This is a genomic window from Streptomyces sp. NPDC051976 (assembly GCF_040680795.1).
Taxonomy (GTDB): Bacteria; Actinomycetota; Actinomycetes; order Streptomycetales; family Streptomycetaceae; genus Actinacidiphila.
The window spans coordinates 23,779-43,857 of record NZ_JBFAXL010000055.1 but is presented as its reverse complement, the minus strand read 5'-3'; the positions used below and the strand labels follow the sequence as shown (position 1 = coordinate 43,857).

Sequence of the window (20,079 nt, the reverse complement as noted above, 5' to 3'; positions counted from 1 at the left end):
TCCTCCTAGGACCGGGTGGTGGAAGGCTGGGCACCGCGGGCGCGGCGCCGTCGCTCGCCCCGGGCGAGGCCGGAGTCGCGTGCTGTGGTGGCGGGTTGCGCGGGACCGCCGTCGAGTGCCGCCGCGAAGGCGGCGACCGTGGGGTGCTCGAACAGGACGGCCGGGGCGATCCTGCGGTCGAGCCGCTTCTCGATGTCGGCGACCATCGCCATGCCGACCAGGGAGTTGCCGCCCAGGTCGAAGAACGGGTCGTGGACGCCGATGCCGTCGATGCCGAGGTGGCGGCCCCAGCTGTCGGCGACGACCGTCTCCAGCTCGGTGCGCGGCGCCAGGTACTCGGTGCGCAACCGCGGCCGCGGGAAACGGGGTTGGCCGGGGTCGGGGGCCGCGGTGCCGGCCGCGACGAGGGTGTCCAGGTCGGTCAGCGCCGCCCACTCGCGCAGCCCCTCGGCCATCGGCATCCGGACCGCCAGCAGGCTGCCGCGGGCGGCGCCGGCCAGCCGGCCCAGCAGCGCGTTGCCGCCGGACTCGGTGAAGCCGTAGCGGGCGCGGTGCTCGCGGACGCGTTCCGCCAGGCCGCCGCCGGACGCCTCGGCCTGCCAGTCGTCGTGCTGCCAGGGGCCCCAGGCGACGGTGAGCACCCGTGTGGTGGCCGCGGCGTGGTCGGCGAGCGCGGCGCCGTACGCGTCCAGGACGGTGTTGGCGGCGCTGTAGTCGCCCTCGCCGAGTCCGCCGAAGACGCTGACGGCCGAGGAGTACAGGACGAGCAGCTCCGGCCGTTCGGCCTCCGGGGTGCCGGGGCCGACGAGTTCGGCCAGCGGGCCCATGGCGAGCACCTTCGGCGCGAGGACGCCGCGGGCGCCCGCGGGGGTGAGTCGTACGGCCATGCCGCCCGCCGGTACGCCCGCCGCGTGCAGCACGCCGGTCAGCGCGCCGAACCGTGCCCGGCAGGCCCGCAGCGCCTCGCGCAGCTCCCGCGGCTCGCCGACGTCCGCGGTGAGCAGCAGCACCTCGGCGCCGGCCGCCTCCAGTTCGGCGATGTCTCGCAGGCTGCGCGCGGCCCGCCCCTCGGGCTCGGCCGCGGCGGCGGCCCGCAGGTCGGTCCTGCCGACCAGCGCCAGCCGCCGCGCCCCGGCACGCACCAGCTCCCTGGCGACCCCGAGGCCGAGACCGCGGGTGCCGCCGGTGACGAGGTACGCGCCGTCGGCCCGTACGGGGAAGCCGGGTTCGGCGGTGGCGGTGGTGGTGCGGGTCGTGGTGCCGGTGCCGGGGCCGGTCGTGCTGGGGGTCGTGACGGCTGTGGTGGCGATGCCGCCGGGTGCCGCCGGGCCGGTCGTGGCGCCGGTCGTGGTCCGGGTCGCCGGGCCGGTCGTCGTACGGGGTGCGGGGGTGGACACCGCCGCGGTCGTGTCGTCCGGGGTCGGCAGCGGGACCAGGCGCCAGTCCTTGAGGAGGCGGCGGCCCGAGCGCCAGGCGATCAGGGCGGGGACGGTGGCCGGGTCCGCGGCCTGCCAGGGTCGGTGGCCGATCTCCTCGGCCAGGTGGGCGGCGGAGCGGGCGGCGTCGGCGGCCGGGTCGAGGTCGACACCGCGCCAGGCCAGGCCGCGCTGTTCGGCGTGCGCGATCCGGGCGAAACCGTGGGCCAGCGCCCGGTCGGGCGCCGTGCAGTCGCCGCCGTGCACCTCCGCGGCGCCCGCGGTGCCGGTGAGCAGCCGCACCCCGCGCTCGGCGGCGGCGGTGCCCAGCGCCTGGACGGTCAGCAGCAGGCTGTCGAAGCCGTACCGTACGGCCCGGCGCAGCTCCGCGTCGTCGGCGAAGAGCGGGGTACGGGAGGGCTCGCGCAGGCTCCACAGGTGGACGACCCGCAGCGGTCCCGCGGTAGTGCCGCAGGCTTCCGCGACGACCCGCCGGTAGTGCTCGGGGTCGGCCGGGTCGATGGTGACCGTGCGCCCGTCGCGCCGCCAGCCGGTGCCGGGCAGCACCGCGGTGACCGGTGTGCCCGCGGCCGCTGCGAGGTCCGCGAGCCGCGCCCCGACACCCTCGCCACCGTCGCCGTCGGCGAACACCAGCAGCGGGGCGGTCTGTTCGGCCGGTGCCGGGGTGGGCAGCGTGACGTCCTGCTGCCAGGCGGGGGCGTAGCAGAGGTCCTCGGGCTCACGGGTGCCGGCGGTACCGGACGCGGTGCCGGTCGGACCGGCGGTCGCGGTGCCGGTGCGCGGCCAGTAGCGGGTACGGGTGAAGGGGTACGCGGGCAGTTCGGTCAGCCGTCCGGGGCGGTCGCCGCGGATCGAGGCCCAGTTGAGGTCGGCGCCCAGCTCCCACAGCCGCCCGCAGGTCTCCAGCAGCCGGGTGCGGCCGTCGGTGGGGCCGCCCGCCGCCCACTGCGCGGGGATGGTGCCGAGAACGGTGGGGGCGGTGCCGCTGCGGTCGTTCTGCCGCAGCAGGCCGCCGAGGGTCTGGCCGGGGCCCAGTTCGACGTAGCCGTCCACGCCCAGCTCCGCGCAGGCGGCCAGGCCGTCGGCGAAGCGGACCGTGCTGGTGAGGTGGTCGGCCCAGTAGCCCGGGTCGACCGCCTGCTCGGCGGTGAGCGGGGCGCCGGTGACGTTGGAGACGACCTGGACGCGCGGCGCCTGGCGGGGCACGGCGGCCACCGCGGCGGCCAGCCCCTCCCTGGCGGGTGCGAGCAGCGCCGAGTGCAGGGGGTGCGCGGAGCGCAACTGCCGTGCGGCGAGGCCCTGTTCGTTCAGGTGCCGGGCGGCGGCGTCGATGGCCTCGGGGGCGCCGCTGAGTACGGTCATGGTGGGGCCGTTGACGGCGGCGATGTCCACCGGGGCGCCGCAGCGGGCCAGTTCGGCGCGGACCCGGTCGGAGTCGGCGGCGACCGCCAGCATCTGGCCGGCCGGTGCCGCCTCGATCAGCCGGGCCCGCTGGGCCACCAGCCACAGCGCGTCGGCCAGTTCGAACACGCCCGCCAGCGTCGCGGCGACGTACTCGCCCAGGCTGTAGCCGATCAGCAGGTCGGGCTGGACGCCGTGCCGCGACAGCAGCTGCGCGAGGGCGTACTCGACGGTGAAGAGGGACAGGTGGGCGGTCTCGGCGTGGCTGTCCGGGTCGTCCGCCGGGTCCGCCCCGCTGCCGGGCCGGGCCAGGAAGCCGGTCGCTTGCGCGGGCTCGCCCAGCAGCGCGTCCCGCAGGTCGATGCCGCACCGCTCCTCGGCGATCGCCAGGCACCGGTCGACGGCCTCGGCGAACGCCGGTTCTGTACGGTGCAGATCGCGGGCCATGCCCCGGTAGTGGTCGCCCATCCCCGGCAGCAGATACGCCAGCCGCGGGCGCCCCCTCCCGGTCCGCACCCCGGCCGCCTCCGCGGCCCCGCCCAACGCGGCGACCGCGTCCTCCGGCCCCGCGACAACCACGGCCCGCCGAAACTCCAGCCCGGCCCGCCCGCTCTGCAACGTGTACGCCAGATCCCCCAGCCCCACCCGCCCGGCCACACCGGCGAGAGCCCCCAGCCGCCCACTCAGCGCGGCCTCATCTGCCCCGGACACGGGCAACAACTCCGCATCACGGGAGGGGCTTTCGGGCACCTCCGCACCGGAAGGCACTTCCTCAGGAGCGCCCAGGATCACGTGGGCGTTGGTGCCGCACCAGCCGAAGGAGCTGACGCCGACGAGGTGGGGGTGGGTGGTGGGGTCGAGGGGGAGGGGTTGGGGGGTGGAGGCGGGGCGGATGGTGGGGGTGGTCAGGACGGTCTCGGCGGGGGTGGTCATGTTGAGGTTGGGCGGGACGGTGCGGTGCTTGACCGCGAGGACCGCCTTGATGAGCCCCGCCATCCCGGCGGCGGCCTGCGTGTGGCCGACATTGGTCTTCACCGCGCCCACGTGCAGCGGCCGTTCCGCCGGACGGCGCCCGAAGACGTCGCCCAGGGCGCCGAGTTCGATGGCGTCACCCAGCTTCGTACCGGAGCCGTGCGCCTCGACGTACGCGATGTCGTCGGGCGCGGCGCCCGCCGCGGCCACCGCGCGCCGGATCACATCGGCCTGCGCGCCCCGGCTGGGCGCGGTCAGGCCGTTGCTGCGGCCGTCCTGGTTGACGGCGGTGCCGCGGATGACCGCGTGCACCCGGTGCCCGCGGCGTACCGCGTCGGACAGCCGCTCCAGGACGACCACGCCCGCGCCCTCGCCCAGGACATAGCCGTCGGCGCTCGCGTCGAAGGTCTTGCAGAGCCCGTCGGGCGCCAGCATCGAGGTGTTGCAGGCGTTGACGTACATGTCGGTGTGCAGCAGCAGGAAGGCACCGCCGGCCACGGCGAGATCGCACTCGCCGCGGCGCAGCGCCGTACCGGCGAGGTGCACCGCGACCAGCGAGGACGAGCAGGCGGTGTCCAGGGTGAGCGCCGGGCCGCGCAGGTCGAAGTGGTACGCCAGCCGCCCGGCCACCACGCTCGCGGAACCGCCCTGGCCCGCGTACGGGTCGGTCAGCACGGTGGCGCCGTCCTGCTCCTGCTGCACCCGCAGGTACTGCAGGATGTCGGAGAAGCCGACCATCACGCCGGTTCGGCTGCCCGCCAGGCTCGGCGGCGGCGTGCCCGCGTCCTCCAGCGCCTCCCAGGTCAGTTCCATCAGCAGCCGCTGCTGCGGGTCCATCCGCAGCGCCTCCTGGGGAGAGCTGCCGAAGAACTCGGCGTCCCAGCCCGCCACGTCGTCGAGGAACGCGCCGCGCGTGGTGTACACGCCGTGCTCCTCGATGTGCGGGCCCAGGTCGAACCGGCCGTCGGGCACCTCGTCGAGGACCGCGGACCTGCCCTGGTCCAGCAGGTCCCAGTAGGCGTCGACCGAGCCGGCGCCGGGGAACCGGCACGACATGCCGACGACTGCGATCGGCTCGTGCGTCTGTGCCTGGGCCTCGGCCAGGCGGCGCCGGGCTTCGCCCAGGTCGACCGTGGCCTTCTTCAGGTATTCGCGGAGTCTGTCCTCGCCTGCCATCTTCCTGCCCTCTGCCGGTTGGTGGGGGTGGTGCCGGGGTGTGCGCGTCAGGGGTGGAGCGGGCTCACGCCTGGGCGTCGATGAAGGCGAAGATCTCTTCGTCCGACGCCTGGTCGAGCACCGCGGAGGAGGTGTCCACGCGGACACCGAGCTGGTTGAGCGCGTCCTGCAGCGCCACGACCATGCGGTCCCGCAGTGCGGGTGCCGCCGAACTGAGATCGCCGGTGATCCGGGCGAGGGTTTCTTCCATGACGGTCACGGGATCCTTCGGGGCTGGGACCAGTGCGGTGGCCAGGTGGGCGGCCAGGGCGCTGATGGTCGGGTGGTCGAAGGCGAGCGTCGGAGCCAGGGCGAGCCCTGAGTCCAGTTCGAGCCGGTTGCGCAGCTCGACGGCGGTGAGCGAGTCGAACCCCAGGTCGATGAACGGCAGTTCGGGGTCGAGCGCCTGCGGGGCGCCATGGGCCAGCACCACGGCCACGTGCTGGCGTACGGCGGTGAGGACGGCCAGTCGCGCGGCCTCACCGGTGAGCCCTTCGACGGTCCTGGCCAGGCCGCCGGCCGCCTTGCCGTCGCCGCCCGTACGGCCGCCGCCTCCGGACTCGGCGGCACGCCGCCCCGCGCGGACCAGGCCGCGCAGGATCTGCGGGACCCGCTCGCCGCGCTCCTGGGCGGCCCGCAGACCGCTCAGGCTCCAGCGCGAGGCGACGACGGACGGTTCGGCGTCCGGGTCGGTGAGCGCGGTGTCCAGCAGGGCCAGGCCCTGCCGTTCGTCGAGCGGCGCCACCCCGATCCTGGCCAGCCGCGCCTCGTCGGCGGCCGACAGCGTCGCGCCCATGCCCGCCGTCGACCACAGGCCCCAGGCCACGGAGACCGCGGGCAGACCCGCGGCCCTGCGGTGGGCGGCCAGCGCGTCCAGGAAGGTGTTGGCGGCGCCGTAGGTGGCCTGCCCGGCGTTGCCGAGCACGCCCGCCACCGACGAGAAGAGCACGAAGGCGCTCAGCGGCAGGTCGGCGGTCAGTTCGTGCAGCAGCCAGGCGGCGTCCGCCTTGGGCCGCAGCACCGCCGCCAGCCGCTCGGGCGACTGGCCGGAGAGCAGCCCGTCGTCGAGGACCCCGGCCGCGTGCAGCACCCCGGTCAGCGGGTGCTCGGGAGGCAACGAGCCCAGCAGGGCGGTCAGTTCACCGCGGTCCGCGGCGTCGCACGCCTCGATCCGTACCGAGACGCCCGCCTCCTCCAGTTCCGCCGCCAGTTCGGCGGCGCCGGGGGCCGCCGCGCCGCGCCGGGAGGTCAGCAGCAGGTGCCGTACGCCGAAGCGCTCGACGAGCCGCCGGGCGACCAGGGCGCCCAGCGCCCCGGTGCCGCCGGTGACCAGCACCGTCCCGTCGGCGAACGCGGGCTCCACGGCGGGCCCGGGGACCCGGCGCGCGACCCGGGGCACGAGCACCCGGCCGTCCTGGACCAGCACCTGCGGTTCGTCGGCGGCCGCGGCCGCCGCCAGCAGCGCCCGTACCCGGTCCTGGCCGGCGAGCGCGGCGGTGATGCCGCCCTCGGCGCCCACCAGGACGAACCGGCCGGGGTACTCGGCCTGCGCCGCGCGGACCAGGCCCCACACCCCCGCGGTACGCAGCGATCCGGGGTCGGCCGCCAGCACCAGCCGCGCGTCGCCGAACGCCGGGTCGGCCGCCCACCGCTGGAGCAGACCGAGCAGCGCGCCGGTCACCTCCCGTACGGCGTCAGGCAGTTGGCCCTCCGCGGTGGCGGCGAGCGCCTCGCAGTCGACCAGCACGTGGTCGGGGCGGAGGCCGGAGGCGGCGAGCGCGTCGTAGTCGGAGTGGACGGGGAGCGTGGCGACGGGGGCGCCCAGGCAGACCCAACTGCCCGGTGCCACCGCGGCGAGCGGCGTCTCGGTCCACTCCAGTCCGTAGTAGCCCTCGGGGGCCGCGGCGCTGCCGGCCAGCGCCCGCATGGTGGCGGCCGGTACCGCCCGTACCCGCATCTCGCGGGCGTCCAGCACCAGTTCGCCGCTCTCGTCGGCGGCGGTCAGCGAGAGCTGGTCGGCGCCGTCCTCGGCGACGATCCTGACCCGCAGCACCGACGCGCCGACCGCGGCCAGCCGCACTCCGCGGAAGACGAACGGCAGCCGCAGGTCGTCCCCTTCGCCCTCGGCCGCGTACGGGTGGAAGGCGGAGTCCAGCAGGACCGGATGCAGTCCGAAGCCGTCGTGCCGGGCGGCCTCGGGCACCTCGACCTCGGCGAACAGCTCGCCGCCGCGCCGCCAGGCGCCGCGCAGGCCGCGGAACGCCGGGCCGTAGTCGTAGCCGAGTCCGGTGAGCCGCTCGTAGGCCGCGTCCATGTCGACCGCGGCGGCGCCGGGCGGCGGCCAGGCGGCGGCCCAGCCACAACCGCCGGACTCCGCGGGGCCGGTGGCCAGACTGCCCGACGCGTACCGGGTCCAGCTCTCCTCGCCGTCACGCCGGGCGTGCACGCCCACGGCGCCGTCGTGGCCGACGGTGACCTGGAGGTCGAGCGCACCGGTCACCGGCAGCGGCATCGGGGCCTGGAAGGTCAGCTCCTCGACCCGGTCGTAACCGGCCCGGGCGCCCGCCTCGACGACCATGTCGAGCAGCGCGGTGCCGGGCACGACCGCCGCGCCGCCGACCGCGTGGTCGGCCAGCCAGGGCAGGTCGTCGGCGGTGAGACGGCCGGTGGCCAGCAGCCCGCCGTCGGCGACGGTGACCGCCGCGGCCAGCAGCGGGTGCGGCAGTTCGGTGAGGCCGAGCGCGGCGGCGTCGGCGCGCTGCGGGGTCCGCAGCAGCCAGTACCGCTGGTGGTCGAAGGCGTACGTGGGCAGTTCGACGGGCCGGCCGCCGGGCGCCGCGGCGCTCCAGTCCGCCGGGGCCCCGGCCGCGTACGCCTCGGCGAGCGCGGTGAGCAGCCCCTCGGGCTCGGGCAGGGTACGCCGGGCCACCGCGGTCACCACCGCGGCGCTGTCGGGCAGGCACGTGCGGACCATGCCGGAGAGCACCGGGCGCGGGCCGATCTCCAGGTAGACATCGGTGCCCGCGGCGTCGAGGCGGGCGGTCATGGCGGCGAAGCCGACGGCCTGGCGCACCTGGTCGACCCAGTAGCCAGGGTCGGTCCAGGACCGCTCGGCGCCGAGGTTCACCGCGCACGACAGGGTGGGCGGGCGGAAGGTGAGGGTGGCGAGTTCGGCGCCGAAGGCGTCGAGCATCGGCTCCATCAGCGGCGAGTGGAAGGCGTGACTGACCGTCAGGCGCTTGGTGCGGCGGCCCTGTTCGGCCCATTGCGCGGCGACCGCGGCGCAGGTGGCCTCGTCGCCGGAGACCACCACGTCGCCGGGGCTGTTGACGGCGGCGACCTGGGCCAGGTGCTCCTTGCCCGCCAGCGTCGCGGACACCTCCTGCTCGGTGGCGGCGATCGCGAACATCGCCCCACCGGACGGGAGTTGCTGCATCAGCCGGGCGCGGGCGGTGACCATCAGGGCGGCGTCCGCGAGGTCCCAGACCCCGGCCACGTGCGCGGCGGCGATCTCCCCGACGGAGTGCCCGGCGACCCGGTCGGGCACCAGGCCCAGCGAACCGAGCAGCCGGAAGACGGCGACCTGGTAGGCGAAGAGCGCGGGCTGCGTGTAGTACGTACGGTCCAGCTCAGCGGCGTCCGCCGAGCCCGGCTCCGCCCACATCACCTCGCGCAGCGGCCGCTCCAGATACGGGTCCAGCGCGTCGCACACCTCATCGAGCGCGGCGGCGAAGACCGGGAAGGCGCCGTACAACTCGCGCCCCATGCCGGGCTGCTGGCCGCCCTGGCCGGTGAAGAGGAAGACGGTCCGCGCGGTGCCGGACGCCGTGCCGGTGGTGACGGGGGAGCCCTCGCGTCCCTGGGCGAAGCCGTCGAGCCGGTCGAGCAGCTCGTCACGGCCGCGGCCGACGACCACCGCGCGGTGGTCGAAGCGCACCCGGGTGGCGGCCAGCGAGTACGCCACGTCCACCGGGCGCAGCCCGGGGTCGGCGGTCACCTGGCGGCTGAGCCGGTCGGCCTGCCCGCGCAGCGCGTCGGCGCCGCGGGCACTGAGCACCCAGGCGAGCGGCGCCGCCTCCGGCGCGCAATCCCCCTGGGGTTCCGGAGCCGGCTGCGGCTCCTCCAGGATGACGTGGGCGTTGGTGCCGCTGATGCCGAAGGACGAGACGGCGGCCCGGCGCGGGGCGCCGTCGCGGGACTGCCAGGGCTCGTCGTCGGTGAGCAGCCGTACGGTGCCCGACGACCAGTCGACCCGGGTGGTCGGTGTGCCGATGTTGAGGGTGCGGGGCAGCCTGCCGTGCCGCATCGCCAGCATCATCTTGATCATTCCGGCGATGCCCGCGGCGGCCTGGGTGTGCCCGATGTTGGACTTGATCGAGCCGAGCCGCAACGGCTCCTCGGCCGTGTGCTCCTTGCCGTAGGCGGCCAGGATCGCGTTGGCCTCGATCGGGTCGCCGAGCGGCGTCGCGGTGCCGTGCGCCTCGACCGCGTCGATGTCGCGGGGCGCCAGCCGGGCGTCGGCGAGCGCCTGGGCGATCACCCGCTCCTGGGCGCGGCCGCTGGGCGCGGTCTGGCCGTTGCTCGCGCCGTCCTGGTTGACCGCGGTGCCGCGGATCACGCCGTACACGGGGCGGCCGTTGCGCCGCGCGTCGGACAGCCGCTCCAGCAGCAGGACGCCGCAGCCCTCGCCCCACACCGTGCCGTCGGCGTCGGCGGAGAACGGCTTGCACCGTCCGTCGGGCGCCAGGCCGCGCTGCCGGGAGAACTCCGCGAAGAGGTCCGGCTCGGCCAGTACGGTCACGCCGCCCGCCACCGCCAGCGAGCACTCGCCGCCGCGCAGGGACCGTACCGCCTGGTGCACCGCGACCAGCGACGACGAGCAGGCGGTGTCCAGGGTGACCGACGGCCCTTCGAGGCCGAAGCTGTACGACACCCGGCCGGACAGCATGCTCGGGGTGCTGGCGACCAGCAGGGAGCCGTCCACCTCCTCGGGGACGGCGCCGAGGAAGCGCGCCGAGTAGAACTCGTACATCATTCCGGCCCACACACCGGTGTCGGTACCGCGCAGCGTCGCCGGGTCGATACCGGCCCGCTCGAAGGACTCCCATGCCGCTTCGAGGAAGAGCCGGTGGTGCGGGTCGGTGCTGAGCGCGTGCCGCGGGCTGATCCGGAAGAACGCGGCGTCGAAGTCGCCCGCGTCGTGCAGGAAGGCGCCGCGGCGGGTGTAGCTGGTGCCGGGGGTGTCCGGGTCCGGGTCGTACAGCTTCTCCAGGTCCCAGCCGCGGTCGGTGGGGAAGGAGCTGGTGGCGTCGGTGCCGGAGTCCACCAGCCGCCACAGGTCGTCGGGGGCCTCGACGCCGCCGGGGTAGCGGCAGCCGATGCCGACCACGGCGATCGGCTCGTGCTCGCGGTCCTCGGCGTCGGTCAGCCGGCGCCGGGCGTCCGTCAGGTCGCCGACCACCCGCTTCAGATATTCGCGAAGCCGCTCTTCGCTGGTCATAGCGTGTCCCTCCAGTACGAGAAGTCAGGTCGTCGCGAATGTCGGAGCCGGTGTCGGAGCCGGGCGTTCGGAGCAGCCGGTCGTCGGGGCCGGGCGTTCGGAGCTGGTCGTCAGAGCTGGTTGTCGATGAAGTCGAAGAGGTCCTCGTCGGAGACCGTCGCGAGGGAGACCGATGCGAGGCCGCCGCCGGGGAGTTCCGGGGTGAGCGGGTGGTCGGTCCCGTCGGCCCGGCCGCCGCCGTCCCGGATGCCCGGGAGGCCCGGGGTGGCGGGGCTGTCGCGGAGCCGGCGCAGGGCCGCCCGCAGCAGTGCCTCGGTACGGGACCGCTCCTGCGGGCCCGCCGGAGCGGTGCCGTCGAGCAGGGCCGACAGGGCGGAGTCGAGGGTGTCCCAGGGGCGGTCGTCCGCCGCGGCCGCCGGTCGGGACGTGGCGGGAGCCAGCGTCTCGGCGAGCCGGGCCGCCACGTCGGCGACGGTCGGGTGGTCGAAGGTGAGGGTCGCGGGGAGCGGGATGCCGGTCATCCGGCCCAGCCCCTCCTGGAGTTCCACCGCGGCCAGCGAGTCGAAGCCCAGCTCGGTGAAGGGCCGGTCGGTCTCGATCCGGTCGGCACGGTCGTGGCCCAGGACCACGGCCGCCCGCTCCCTGACCAGGTCGAGCAGCACGGCGTGCGCCGCCTTCCGGTCGAGTCCGGCCAGCCGCTCGGTGAGCCCGGTGCCGCCGGCCGCGGGCGCTGTGGCGGCGGTTCGTGCGGCGGTCGCCGCCGTCGTCGTACGGGCCGGGCGCGGTGCGGGAACCAGCGTGCGCAGCAGCGGCGGTACGGGGGCGGCCCCGGACGCGGCGCGGGCACGCAGCCCGGCCAGGTCCCAACGGGCGGCCACCGTACGGCCGTTCGGCAGGTCGGCGGCCAGCGCCGCGTCGAAGAGCGCGAGGCCGTGCTCCTGGTCGAGCGGCAGGGTGCCGATCCTCGCCAGCCGCGCCTGGTCCACCGCGCTCAGCGCCGTCGCCATCCCGGCCTCCGCGGACCACAGGCCCCAGGCCAGCGAGGCGGCGGGCAGACCCGCGGCCCTGCGGTGGGCGGCCAGCGCGTCCAGGAATCCGTTCGCGGCGGCATAACCCGCCTGGCCCGCGTTCCCCAGCACTCCCGCGATGGACGAGTACAGGACGAAGGCGCTCAGCGGCAGTTCGGCGGTGAGTTCGTGCAGCAGCCAGGCGGCGTCCGCCTTCGGCCCCAGCACCGTCCCCAGCCGATCGCCGTCCAACTGCGCGACCAGTCCGTCGTCCAGCACCCCCGCCGTGTGCACGACGCCCGTCAGCGGGCGGTCACCGGGCACCGACCCCAGCAGCGCCGCGAGCGCCGCCCGATCCGAGACATCACACGCCTCGACCCGTACGGTCGCGCCCAACTCCCCCAGTCGTACGGCGAGTTCCTCCGCGCCCTCCGCGGCCGCACCGCGCCGCGAGACCAGCAGCAGGTCACGTACGCCGTGCCGCTCCACCAGATGGACCGCGAGCCGCGCCCCGAGCCCACCGGTCCCACCGGTGACGAGGACGGTGCCGGCGCCGAGCCCGCCTGGTGTGGCGAGGGTCGGGGCGCCGGTGTGCTCGGGGGCGCCGGGGTGGGCGACGGTCGCCGGGCCGGTGGCGGTTGTGCTCGGGCCGGTCGTGACGGCGGGGGCCGGGGTCCCCGGACCGCCCGTGGTCGTCGGGTTGCCGGAGTCGGCGTCGGTCGCCGCGCCGGTCGTGACGGTGGCGTCGCCGGACGCCTGCGAGGCGTGAAGGGTGAGTCGGGGGACCAGCAGTCGCGTGCCGCGGACGGCGGTCTGCGGCTCGGCGTGCGCCAACGCGGCGGCCAGCAAAGGCCATTCGCGCGGGTCGGTGCCGGTCGCGTGGGCCAGGGCGAAGGCGTCGGGGTGCTCGGTCTGCGCGGAGCGCAGCAGGCCCCACAGCGGTGCGCCGGTCAGGGAGTCGGGGTCGGCGAGGAAGAGCAGCCGCGTCCCGGCCAGCGCCGGGTCGGTGACCCGCCGCCGGACGAGCGCGAGCGCGTCGGCGAGGACACGGCGTACGGCCGAGGGGATGTCGTGGGTGGCCGGGTCGTCCGGGTCTTCGGGCGCCGGGACGACCAGGACAGCGGGGGCGTTGACCGCCGTGAGGCCGTCAGGTGCGGCGGGCGATGTGCCGGGCGTGGCAGCGACGCTGCCGGTCGTGCCGGACCCGGCAGGCGTGCCGGGCGCGTGGGACGTGCTCAGCGCGTCGAGGTCGGTCACGACCGAGGCCGGGCGCCCCGACTCCCGGAGGGCCGCCGCGGTCGACTCGGCCCGGGGGCCGGTGCCGAGGACGGTCCAGGGGGTGGAGTCGGCGTCCGTGGGCGGCAGGTCGGTCGGGAGCCAGGTGACGTCGAAGAGGCCGGTGTCGGACGGGGGAGTGGTGGTGAGGCCGAAGCCCTCGGGGGCGTTGCGCAGGCTCACCGTCGTCTCGCCGACCGGGCGCCCCGTGGTGTCGCACAGTTCCATCCGTATGCCGTCGCCGGAGGGCGCGGGGGTCAGGCGGACGCGCAGGGCGTCGGCTCCCGTCACGCCGATGGCGACGTCGGTGAAGGAGAAGGGCACCGGGCGGCCACCGCTGGGAGCGGTGTCCTGGGCGTCGAGGACGAGGATGTGCAGGACGGCGTCCAGCAGTGCGGGGTGGACGGTGAAGTCACCCGCCGCGGAGCGGACATGCTCGGGCAGCCGCACGTCGGCGTACAGCTCGGTGCCGGAGCGCCACGCGCCCACCAGGCCCTGGAAGGCCGGGCCGTAGCCGTATCCGGCGGCGGCCAGCCGGTCGTAGCCGTCGGTCAGGTCGAAGGGCTGCGCGCCGGGCGGCGGCCAGGCCGCGGCCCAACTCGCCTCGGAGGCGGTGCCGTCGGGCGTCGTGTGGCCGGTCGCGTGCGCCGTCCAGGGCGCGTCCTCGTCGGCGGGCCTGGCGTGCACGGTCAGCGTGCGCCGCCCGCCCGCGTCCTCGCCGCCCACGGCGACCTGCACCTCGACCGCGCCCAGCGCCGGCAGCGTCAGCGGGGTGAGCAGGGTGAGCCCGCCGACTCCCGCGGCCCCGGCCAACTCCGCGGCCTGGAGGGCGCATTCGACGAGCGCGGTGCCGGGTACCACCACGGTCCCGCCGATCGTGTGGTCGGCCAGCCAGGGCGTGGAGCACAGCGAGAGCCGTCCGCCGAGCAGGTGGCCGCCGTCGGCCGCCACGGAGGTCGCGCGGCGCAGCAGCGAGGTGCGGGGCAGAGCGGGAGCGCCGTCGCCGCCGGTGGCACGGTCGGTGAGCCAGAAGCGGCGCCGGTCGAAGGCGTACGTGGGCAGGTCGGTAAGGGCGCCGTCGCCCGCGATCCGCTCCCACCCCACGGGTGTCCCGGCGACGAACGCCTCGGCCAGGCCGTGCAGCAGCGCCTCCCGCTCGTCCCGGCCGCGTCGGGCGAGCGAGACGACCGTGCCGGTCCGGCCCGCCAGACTCTCGCGGGCCATCGGTGTGAGCACCGCCTGCGGGCCCACCTCGAAGAACACGCCCACGCCGTCCCCCGCCAGCCGGTCGACCAGCGGGGCGAAGAGCACCGCGTCACGGATCTGGTCCATCCAGTACGCGGGGTCGGTCCAGGAGCGGTCGGCGCCCAGCGCGGACGCGTAGGGGAGTTGGGGCTCGGCCAGGGTCGTGGCGGCGACCTCCTGCCGGAAGGCGTCGAGCATCGGCTCCATCAGCGGCGAGTGGAAGGCGTGGCTGACGGTGAGCCGCTTGGTGCGGCGGCCGAGCCCCGCCCAGTGGGCGGCGATCTCCTCGCAGGCCCGCTCCTCGCCGGAGACCACGCAGGAGCGTGGTCCGTTGACGGCGGCGAGTCCCACGGGCCGTGCCGCGTAGGCCGGTTCGGCGAGCGTGCCGCGCAGTTCCTCCTCGCTCGCGGCGACGGCGAACATCGCCCCGCCCCGAGGGAGTTGCTGCATCAAGCGGCCGCGTGCCGCCACCAGCCGTACGGCGTCGTCCAGTTGCCACACTCCGGCGGCGCAGGCGGCCGCGTACTCGCCGACCGAGTGGCCGGCGACCGTGTCGGCCTCGACGCCGAGGGAGCGCAGCAGCCGCCAGGCGGCCGTCTCGAAGGCGAACAGCGCGGGCTGGGTGTAGCGGGTCTCGTCCAGCAGGACGGCGTCGGGGCTGTCCGGGTCCGCCCAGAGCACCTCGCGCAGCGGCCGGTCCAGCCAGGGGTCGAAGGCGGCGCAGACCTCGTCGTAGGCCTGCGCGAACTCCGGGAAGGCGGCGTGCAGTTCGCGTCCCATGCCGAGCCGCTGGCCGCCCTGCCCGGTGAAGAGCAGCGCGGTCCTGGTGCTGGTCCTGGCGGCGCCGGTGACGGTGCCGGGCGTGGTGCCGCCGTCGGCGAGGGCGCGCAGTCCGGCGGCGAGGTCGTCGCCGGTGCCGCCGAGGACGACGGCGCGGTGCGCGAAGACGGTACGTCCGGCCAGCGTGCGGGCGACATCGGCGGTGCGCGCGCCCCCCACGGCACCGGCCAGCCGCCGCGCCTGCTCACGCAGCGACTCGGGAGTGCGGGCGGTGATCGGCCAGGCGGTGAACAAGCCCTCTGCGAAGGCGGGTTGGGGCGTCCGATCGGCGGTCACCGGCCGGGCGGTGAACGGGTCGGTGTCGGCGGGGGCCTGGGTCGGCAGATCCGCGGCCGCGGGCTCCTCGACCACGAGGTGCGCGTTGGTGCCGCTGATGCCGAAGGAGGAGACGGCGGCCCGGCGGACGCGTGCGCCGCGCGGCCACGCCTGCTCCCGGGACAGCAGCCGGATCCGTCCCGCGTCCCAGTCGGCCCGGGGCGTCGGCTCGTCGGCGTGCAGGGTGCGCGGCAGCGTCTCGTGGCGCAGCGCCTGGACCATCTTGATGACGCCCGCGACGCCCGCCGCGGCCTGGGTGTGGCCGATGTTGGCCTTGACCGAGCCGAGCCAGACCGGCGGCGCGGCGGCGGGGTCGGTGCCGTCGCCGGGGCTGCCGTAGGTGGCGATCAGCGCGTTGGCCTCGACCGGGTCGCCGAGGGAGGTGCCGGTGCCGTGCGCCTCGATGGCGTCGATGTCGTCGACGGTGAGCCGTGCGTCGGCCAGCGCGCGGTGCACGAGCTGCCGTTGGGCCTGGCCGTCGGGCGCGGTGAGGCCGTTGCTGGCGCCGTCCTGGTTGACCGCGGTGCCGCGGATGACGGCGAGTACGGGGTGGCCGTTGCGCCGGGCGTCGGACAGCCGCTCCAGCAGCAGCACTCCGGCGCCCTCGGCGAAGGAGGTGCCGTCGGCGTCGGCGGAGAACGCCTTGGCCCGGCCGTCGGCGGCCAGCCCGTGCTGGCGGCTGAACTCCACCAGGTTGCCCGGCGTCGACATCACGGTCACGCCGCCCGCCAGCGCCATCGGGCACTCGCCGGCGCGCAGCGACCGTACCGCCAAGTGCACCGCGACCAGGGAGGACGAGCAGGCGGTGTCGACGGTCAGCGCGGGGCCGCGCAGGCCCAGGGTGTACGCCACCCGGCCGGAGATGACGCTGAGCGCGGTGCCGGTGAGCAGGTGCCCGTCGGCGCCGCTGCCCGGCTGGTGCAGCGGGGGACCGTAGTCGGAGGCCATCGAGCCGACGAAGACGCCGACCGGCTGACCGGCCAGACCGGCCGGGTCGATGCCCGCCCGCTCGACGGCCTCCCAGGACGTCTCCAGCAGCAGCCGCTGCTGGGGGTCCATGGCGAGCGCCTCGCGGGGGCTGATGCCGAAGAACGCGGCGTCGAACTCCGGTGCGGAATGCAGGAATCCGCCGCCTGTGGTGGTGAGCGTGCCGGGCCGGCCGGGGCCCGCGCCGAGCAGCGCGTCCAGGTCCCAGCCGCGGTCGGACGGCGGCCCGGAGGTCGCGTCGGTGCCGGTCGCGACGAGCTGCCACAGCTCCTCGGGCGTGGCCACTCCGCCGGGGTAGCGGCAGCTCATCGCCACGATCGCGATCGGCTCGAGGGCGTCGGCGGCGCGGGAGTCCGTAGCCGGGGCGACGGGGGCGAAAGGGGTGGCGGGGGCGGCGGCGGGCTCGGCGGAACCGTCGGCCAGCAGCCCGGCCAGGTGGTCGGCCAGCCGCTTCGGGGTCGGGAACTCGAAGAGCAGGGTGGTCGGCAGCCGCAGGCCGGTGGCCTCCTTGAGCCGGTTGCGCAGTTCGACCGTGCCCTGCGAGTCGAGACCCAGGTCCTTGAAGCTTCGGCGCGGGTCGAGCGTCGCGCTGTCGGCGTGCCCGAGGACCGCGGCGGTGCTCGCGGCGACCAGGCTCCGTACCGACTCGGGGGTGTGCGGGGCCGCGGCGGCGGCCGTCGGCCGGGTGTCCGTGGCGACCGGGCCCGCGGCGGTCGTGGTGCGGACGACCGGGGTGCCGCCGAGCCAGTGCCGCTCGCGCTGGAAGGCGTACGTGGGCAGGTCCGTCGTCCTGGCTCCCGGCGCGGCGGCCAGCGGCGCCCAGTCCACCGCGGCGCCGCGCACGTACCCCTCGGCCAGAGCGCGCAGCAGCTGTGCGGGGCCGCCCGCGCCGCGGCGCAGCGTCCCGACGGCGGCGGCCTCGTATCCGGCGTCCTCGGCGGTCTCCTCGATCGCGTGGCCGAGCATGGGGTGCGGGCTGCACTCGACGAACAGGCCGCAGCCGTCGGCGAGCGCGGCGCGGGTGGCGTCGGAGAAGCGGACCGCGTGGCGCAGGTTGCGGTACCAGAACTCGGCGTCGAGGGTCGAGGTGTCCTCGACCCGGCCGCCTTCGAGCGAGGAGTAGAAGGGGATGTCGACGGCGACCGGCCGGATCGGCGCGAGCACGGCGAGCACCTCGTCGCGGATCGCGTCCACCGCCGGGGAGTGCGAGGCGTAGTCGATCTTCACCACGCTGGTGCGGAAGCCGTCCGTGTCGAACGAGGCGGCCAGCGCGGTGAGTTGCTCCGGTGGGCCCGAGACGACGGTGGACCCGGGGCTGTTGAGGACGCTGACGTTGATTTCGCCGTACGACGCCAGCCGCGCCTCGACCACCTCGCGCGGCGCCGACACCGACAGCATCCGGCCGCCGGTGACCTGCCGCAGCACCTGGCTGCGCAGCGCCACCACCCGGGCGGCGTCGTCCAGGGTGAGCGCGCCGATGACGGTCGCGGCGGCGATCTCGCCCTGCGAGTGGCCCATCACCAGGTCCGGTTCGACACCGGCCGCCCGCCACACCTGCGCCAGCGACACCATGACGGCCCACAGCGCGGGCTGCACCACGTCCACCCGCTCGAACCCGGGCGCGTCCGGCGCGCCGCGCAGCACGTCCAGCAGGTCGTAGTCGGTGTACGGGGCCAGGGCGCGGGCGCACTCGGCGATCCGCACGGCGAACGGGCCCTCCCCGTCCAGCAGTTCGCGTGCCATCTCCGGCCACTGCGAGCCCTGTCCGGGGAAGACGAAGCCCCGCCCGCCCTCGACCGCCCGCCCGGTGAAGACCTTCCGATCCGGTCGCCCCGCCGCCAACGCCCCCAGCCGCTGGTCCAGTTCGGCGCTGTCGGCACCGAGGACCACGGCCCGGTGGGCGAACGCGGTACGGGTGCGCAGCAGCGACAGCGCGACATCGGCGGCGCGCGTGCCGGGTCGGTCGCCGAGGTGGGCGACCAGCTTCTCGGCCTGCGCGGCCAGCGCTCGGGGCGACCGCCCGGAGACGAGCCAGGGGATATCCGCGCCGGGCGTACCGGCCGCCGCGGCAGATGCCGCGTGCGTCGCCGCGACAGGCGCCGCGCCGCTCGCAGGACCGTTCGGCGCAGCAGGCGCCGTTTCGGTCGCTGCGCCGACAGCAGTGGCAGATGCGGTGTCCGTCGGCGTACCGGCCGCCGCGGCAGGTGCCGTGTCCGTCGGCGCGCCAGGCGCCGCGCCGCTCCCGGGACCGCTCGGCGTACCGGCCGCCGCACTGCTGGCGGCGCCGCCCGCCGTACGGTCAGCGCGCCCGGGCGCCTCGCCGCTCGCCCCGCCGGCGTCGTCGGGCGCCTCCGCGCCCGCCTCCGCCTTCTCGGGCGCCGTCGTCAGCAGGAGGTGGCAGTTGGTGCCGCCCATGCCGAAGGCGCTGACGCCCGCGATCGGGCGGTCGGTGGGGGGCCAGGGGCGGGTGGTGGTGACTACCTCGATGCCGGGGGCCGCGGCCGCGATGGCCGGGTGGGGTGTCTCGAAGTTCAGGCTGGGGGCGAGGGTGCGGTGGCTGAGGCTGAGTGCGACCTTCAGCAGGCCGACGATGCCCGCCGCGCCCTCCAGGTGGCCGACGTTGGTCTTGGCCGAGCCGACCAGCAGCGGTGCGCCGCCGGCCGCGGCGCGGGCCGCGGTGTCCAAGGCGGCGCCGAGCCCGGCGGCCTCGATCGGGTCGCCGACCGCGGTGCCAGTGCCGTGCAGTTCCACGTAGGCCACGTCGCCGGGTGCGACCCCCGCGTCGCGGCAGGCCAGCCGGACCACCTCGCGCTGGGCCCGGGCGTCGGGGACGGTGAGGTGCTCGCCCGTACCGCTGTTGACGGCGCCGCCGAGGATGACGCAGTGCACCGTGTCGCCGTCGGCGAGCGCGTCCGCCAGCGGCTTGAGCAGCACCAGGCCGCCGCCCTCGCCCCGGACGTATCCGTTGGCGCGGCTGTCGAAGGTGTGGCAGCGGCCGTCGGGGGAGAGGGCGCCGAAGCGCTCCAGGGCCTGGTCGCTCTCGGGCAGCAGGTTCAGGTTGACGCCGCCGGCCAGCGCCACCCGCGCGGTGCCGCGCCGCAGTTCCTCGCAGGCCAGCCGTACGGCGACGAGCGCCGAGGACTGCCCGGAGTCGACCGCGAGGCTCGGCCCGCGCAGGCCCAGCAGGTGCGAGACCCGGTTGGCGATGATACTGCGGTGGGTGCCGGTGACGCTGTGGCGGCCCAGCGCCTGCGCGCCGAGCCGGTCGTGGATCAGGGCGTAGTCGCCGGTGATGGCGCCGATGAAGACGCCGGCCGCCGCGCCGCGCAGCTCGGCGGGGACGATCCTGGCGTGCTCGATCGCCTCCCACGCCAGCTCCAGCACGAGCCGCTGCTGCGGGTCCATGGCCGCGGCCTCGGCCGGGGAGAGGCCGAAGAACTCCGCGTCGAAGCGGTCCACGTCGGCGAGGAACCCGCCGCGCCTGTTCCGCCCCGTCCCGTCGTCCGCCGGGCGCCGGTCCTCGGGCGCCTCGGCGACGGCCTCGCGGCCCTCGCTCAGCAGCCGCCAGAACTCCTCGGGGCCGGTGGCACCGGGCAGTCGGCAGGACATTCCGATGACGGCGACCGGCGCGGCGGCCGAGGGCCGTTCAGCCAGAGCGGACATGACCCACCTCTCGTGGATTGGCTATTACTGATCGCATTCCTGAGCGCACTGCTGCGTCATTGCTGAGCGAGTTGCTGCGTCACTGCCGAGCGATTGCGAGCGATTCCGAGAAATTGCCGAACGCATTGCCGTTCTCGTGTGCTTCGCCTCGCGTCGCGTCCCTGCCGGGAAATTCACCGGGCCGCCGGCCTGGTGCTCTCCGGCTGGTCCCGGCTGCTGCGGG

The 20,079-nt window shown here is 76.1% G+C and carries 3 protein-coding genes; all 3 read right to left on the bottom strand.

Features of this window, described 5'->3' with window-relative positions:
• Window positions 1-5: 5 nt before the first annotated feature.
• On the bottom strand, window positions 6-4,985 hold the full coding sequence (locus AB0M29_RS36190) for an SDR family NAD(P)-dependent oxidoreductase (RefSeq protein WP_365390762.1): 4,980 nt from the start codon (window positions 4,983-4,985) through the stop codon (window positions 6-8).
• A gap of 64 nt (window positions 4,986-5,049) precedes the next feature.
• A complete protein-coding gene (locus AB0M29_RS36185) occupies window positions 5,050-10,524 on the bottom strand; it encodes an SDR family NAD(P)-dependent oxidoreductase (protein ID WP_365390761.1) in 5,475 nt (1,824 codons plus the stop codon).
• 110 nt (window positions 10,525-10,634) lie between these two features.
• The gene (locus AB0M29_RS36180) at window positions 10,635-19,856 is read right to left on the bottom strand and encodes an SDR family NAD(P)-dependent oxidoreductase (protein ID WP_365390759.1); all 9,222 of its coding nucleotides are present in this window, start codon (window positions 19,854-19,856) and stop codon (window positions 10,635-10,637) included.
• Window positions 19,857-20,079: the final 223 nt, after the last annotated feature.

Bases quoted from the DNA above. Each gene is read 5' to 3' on its own strand.
- AB0M29_RS36185 (WP_365390761.1), bottom strand. From the start codon at position 10,524: ATGACCAGCGAAGAGCGGCTTCGCGAATATCTGAAGCGGGTGGTCGGC.
- AB0M29_RS36190 (WP_365390762.1), bottom strand. From the start codon at position 4,985: ATGGCAGGCGAGGACAGACTCCGCGAATACCTGAAGAAGGCCACGGTC.
- AB0M29_RS36180 (WP_365390759.1), bottom strand. From the start codon at position 19,856: ATGTCCGCTCTGGCTGAACGGCCCTCGGCCGCCGCGCCGGTCGCCGTC.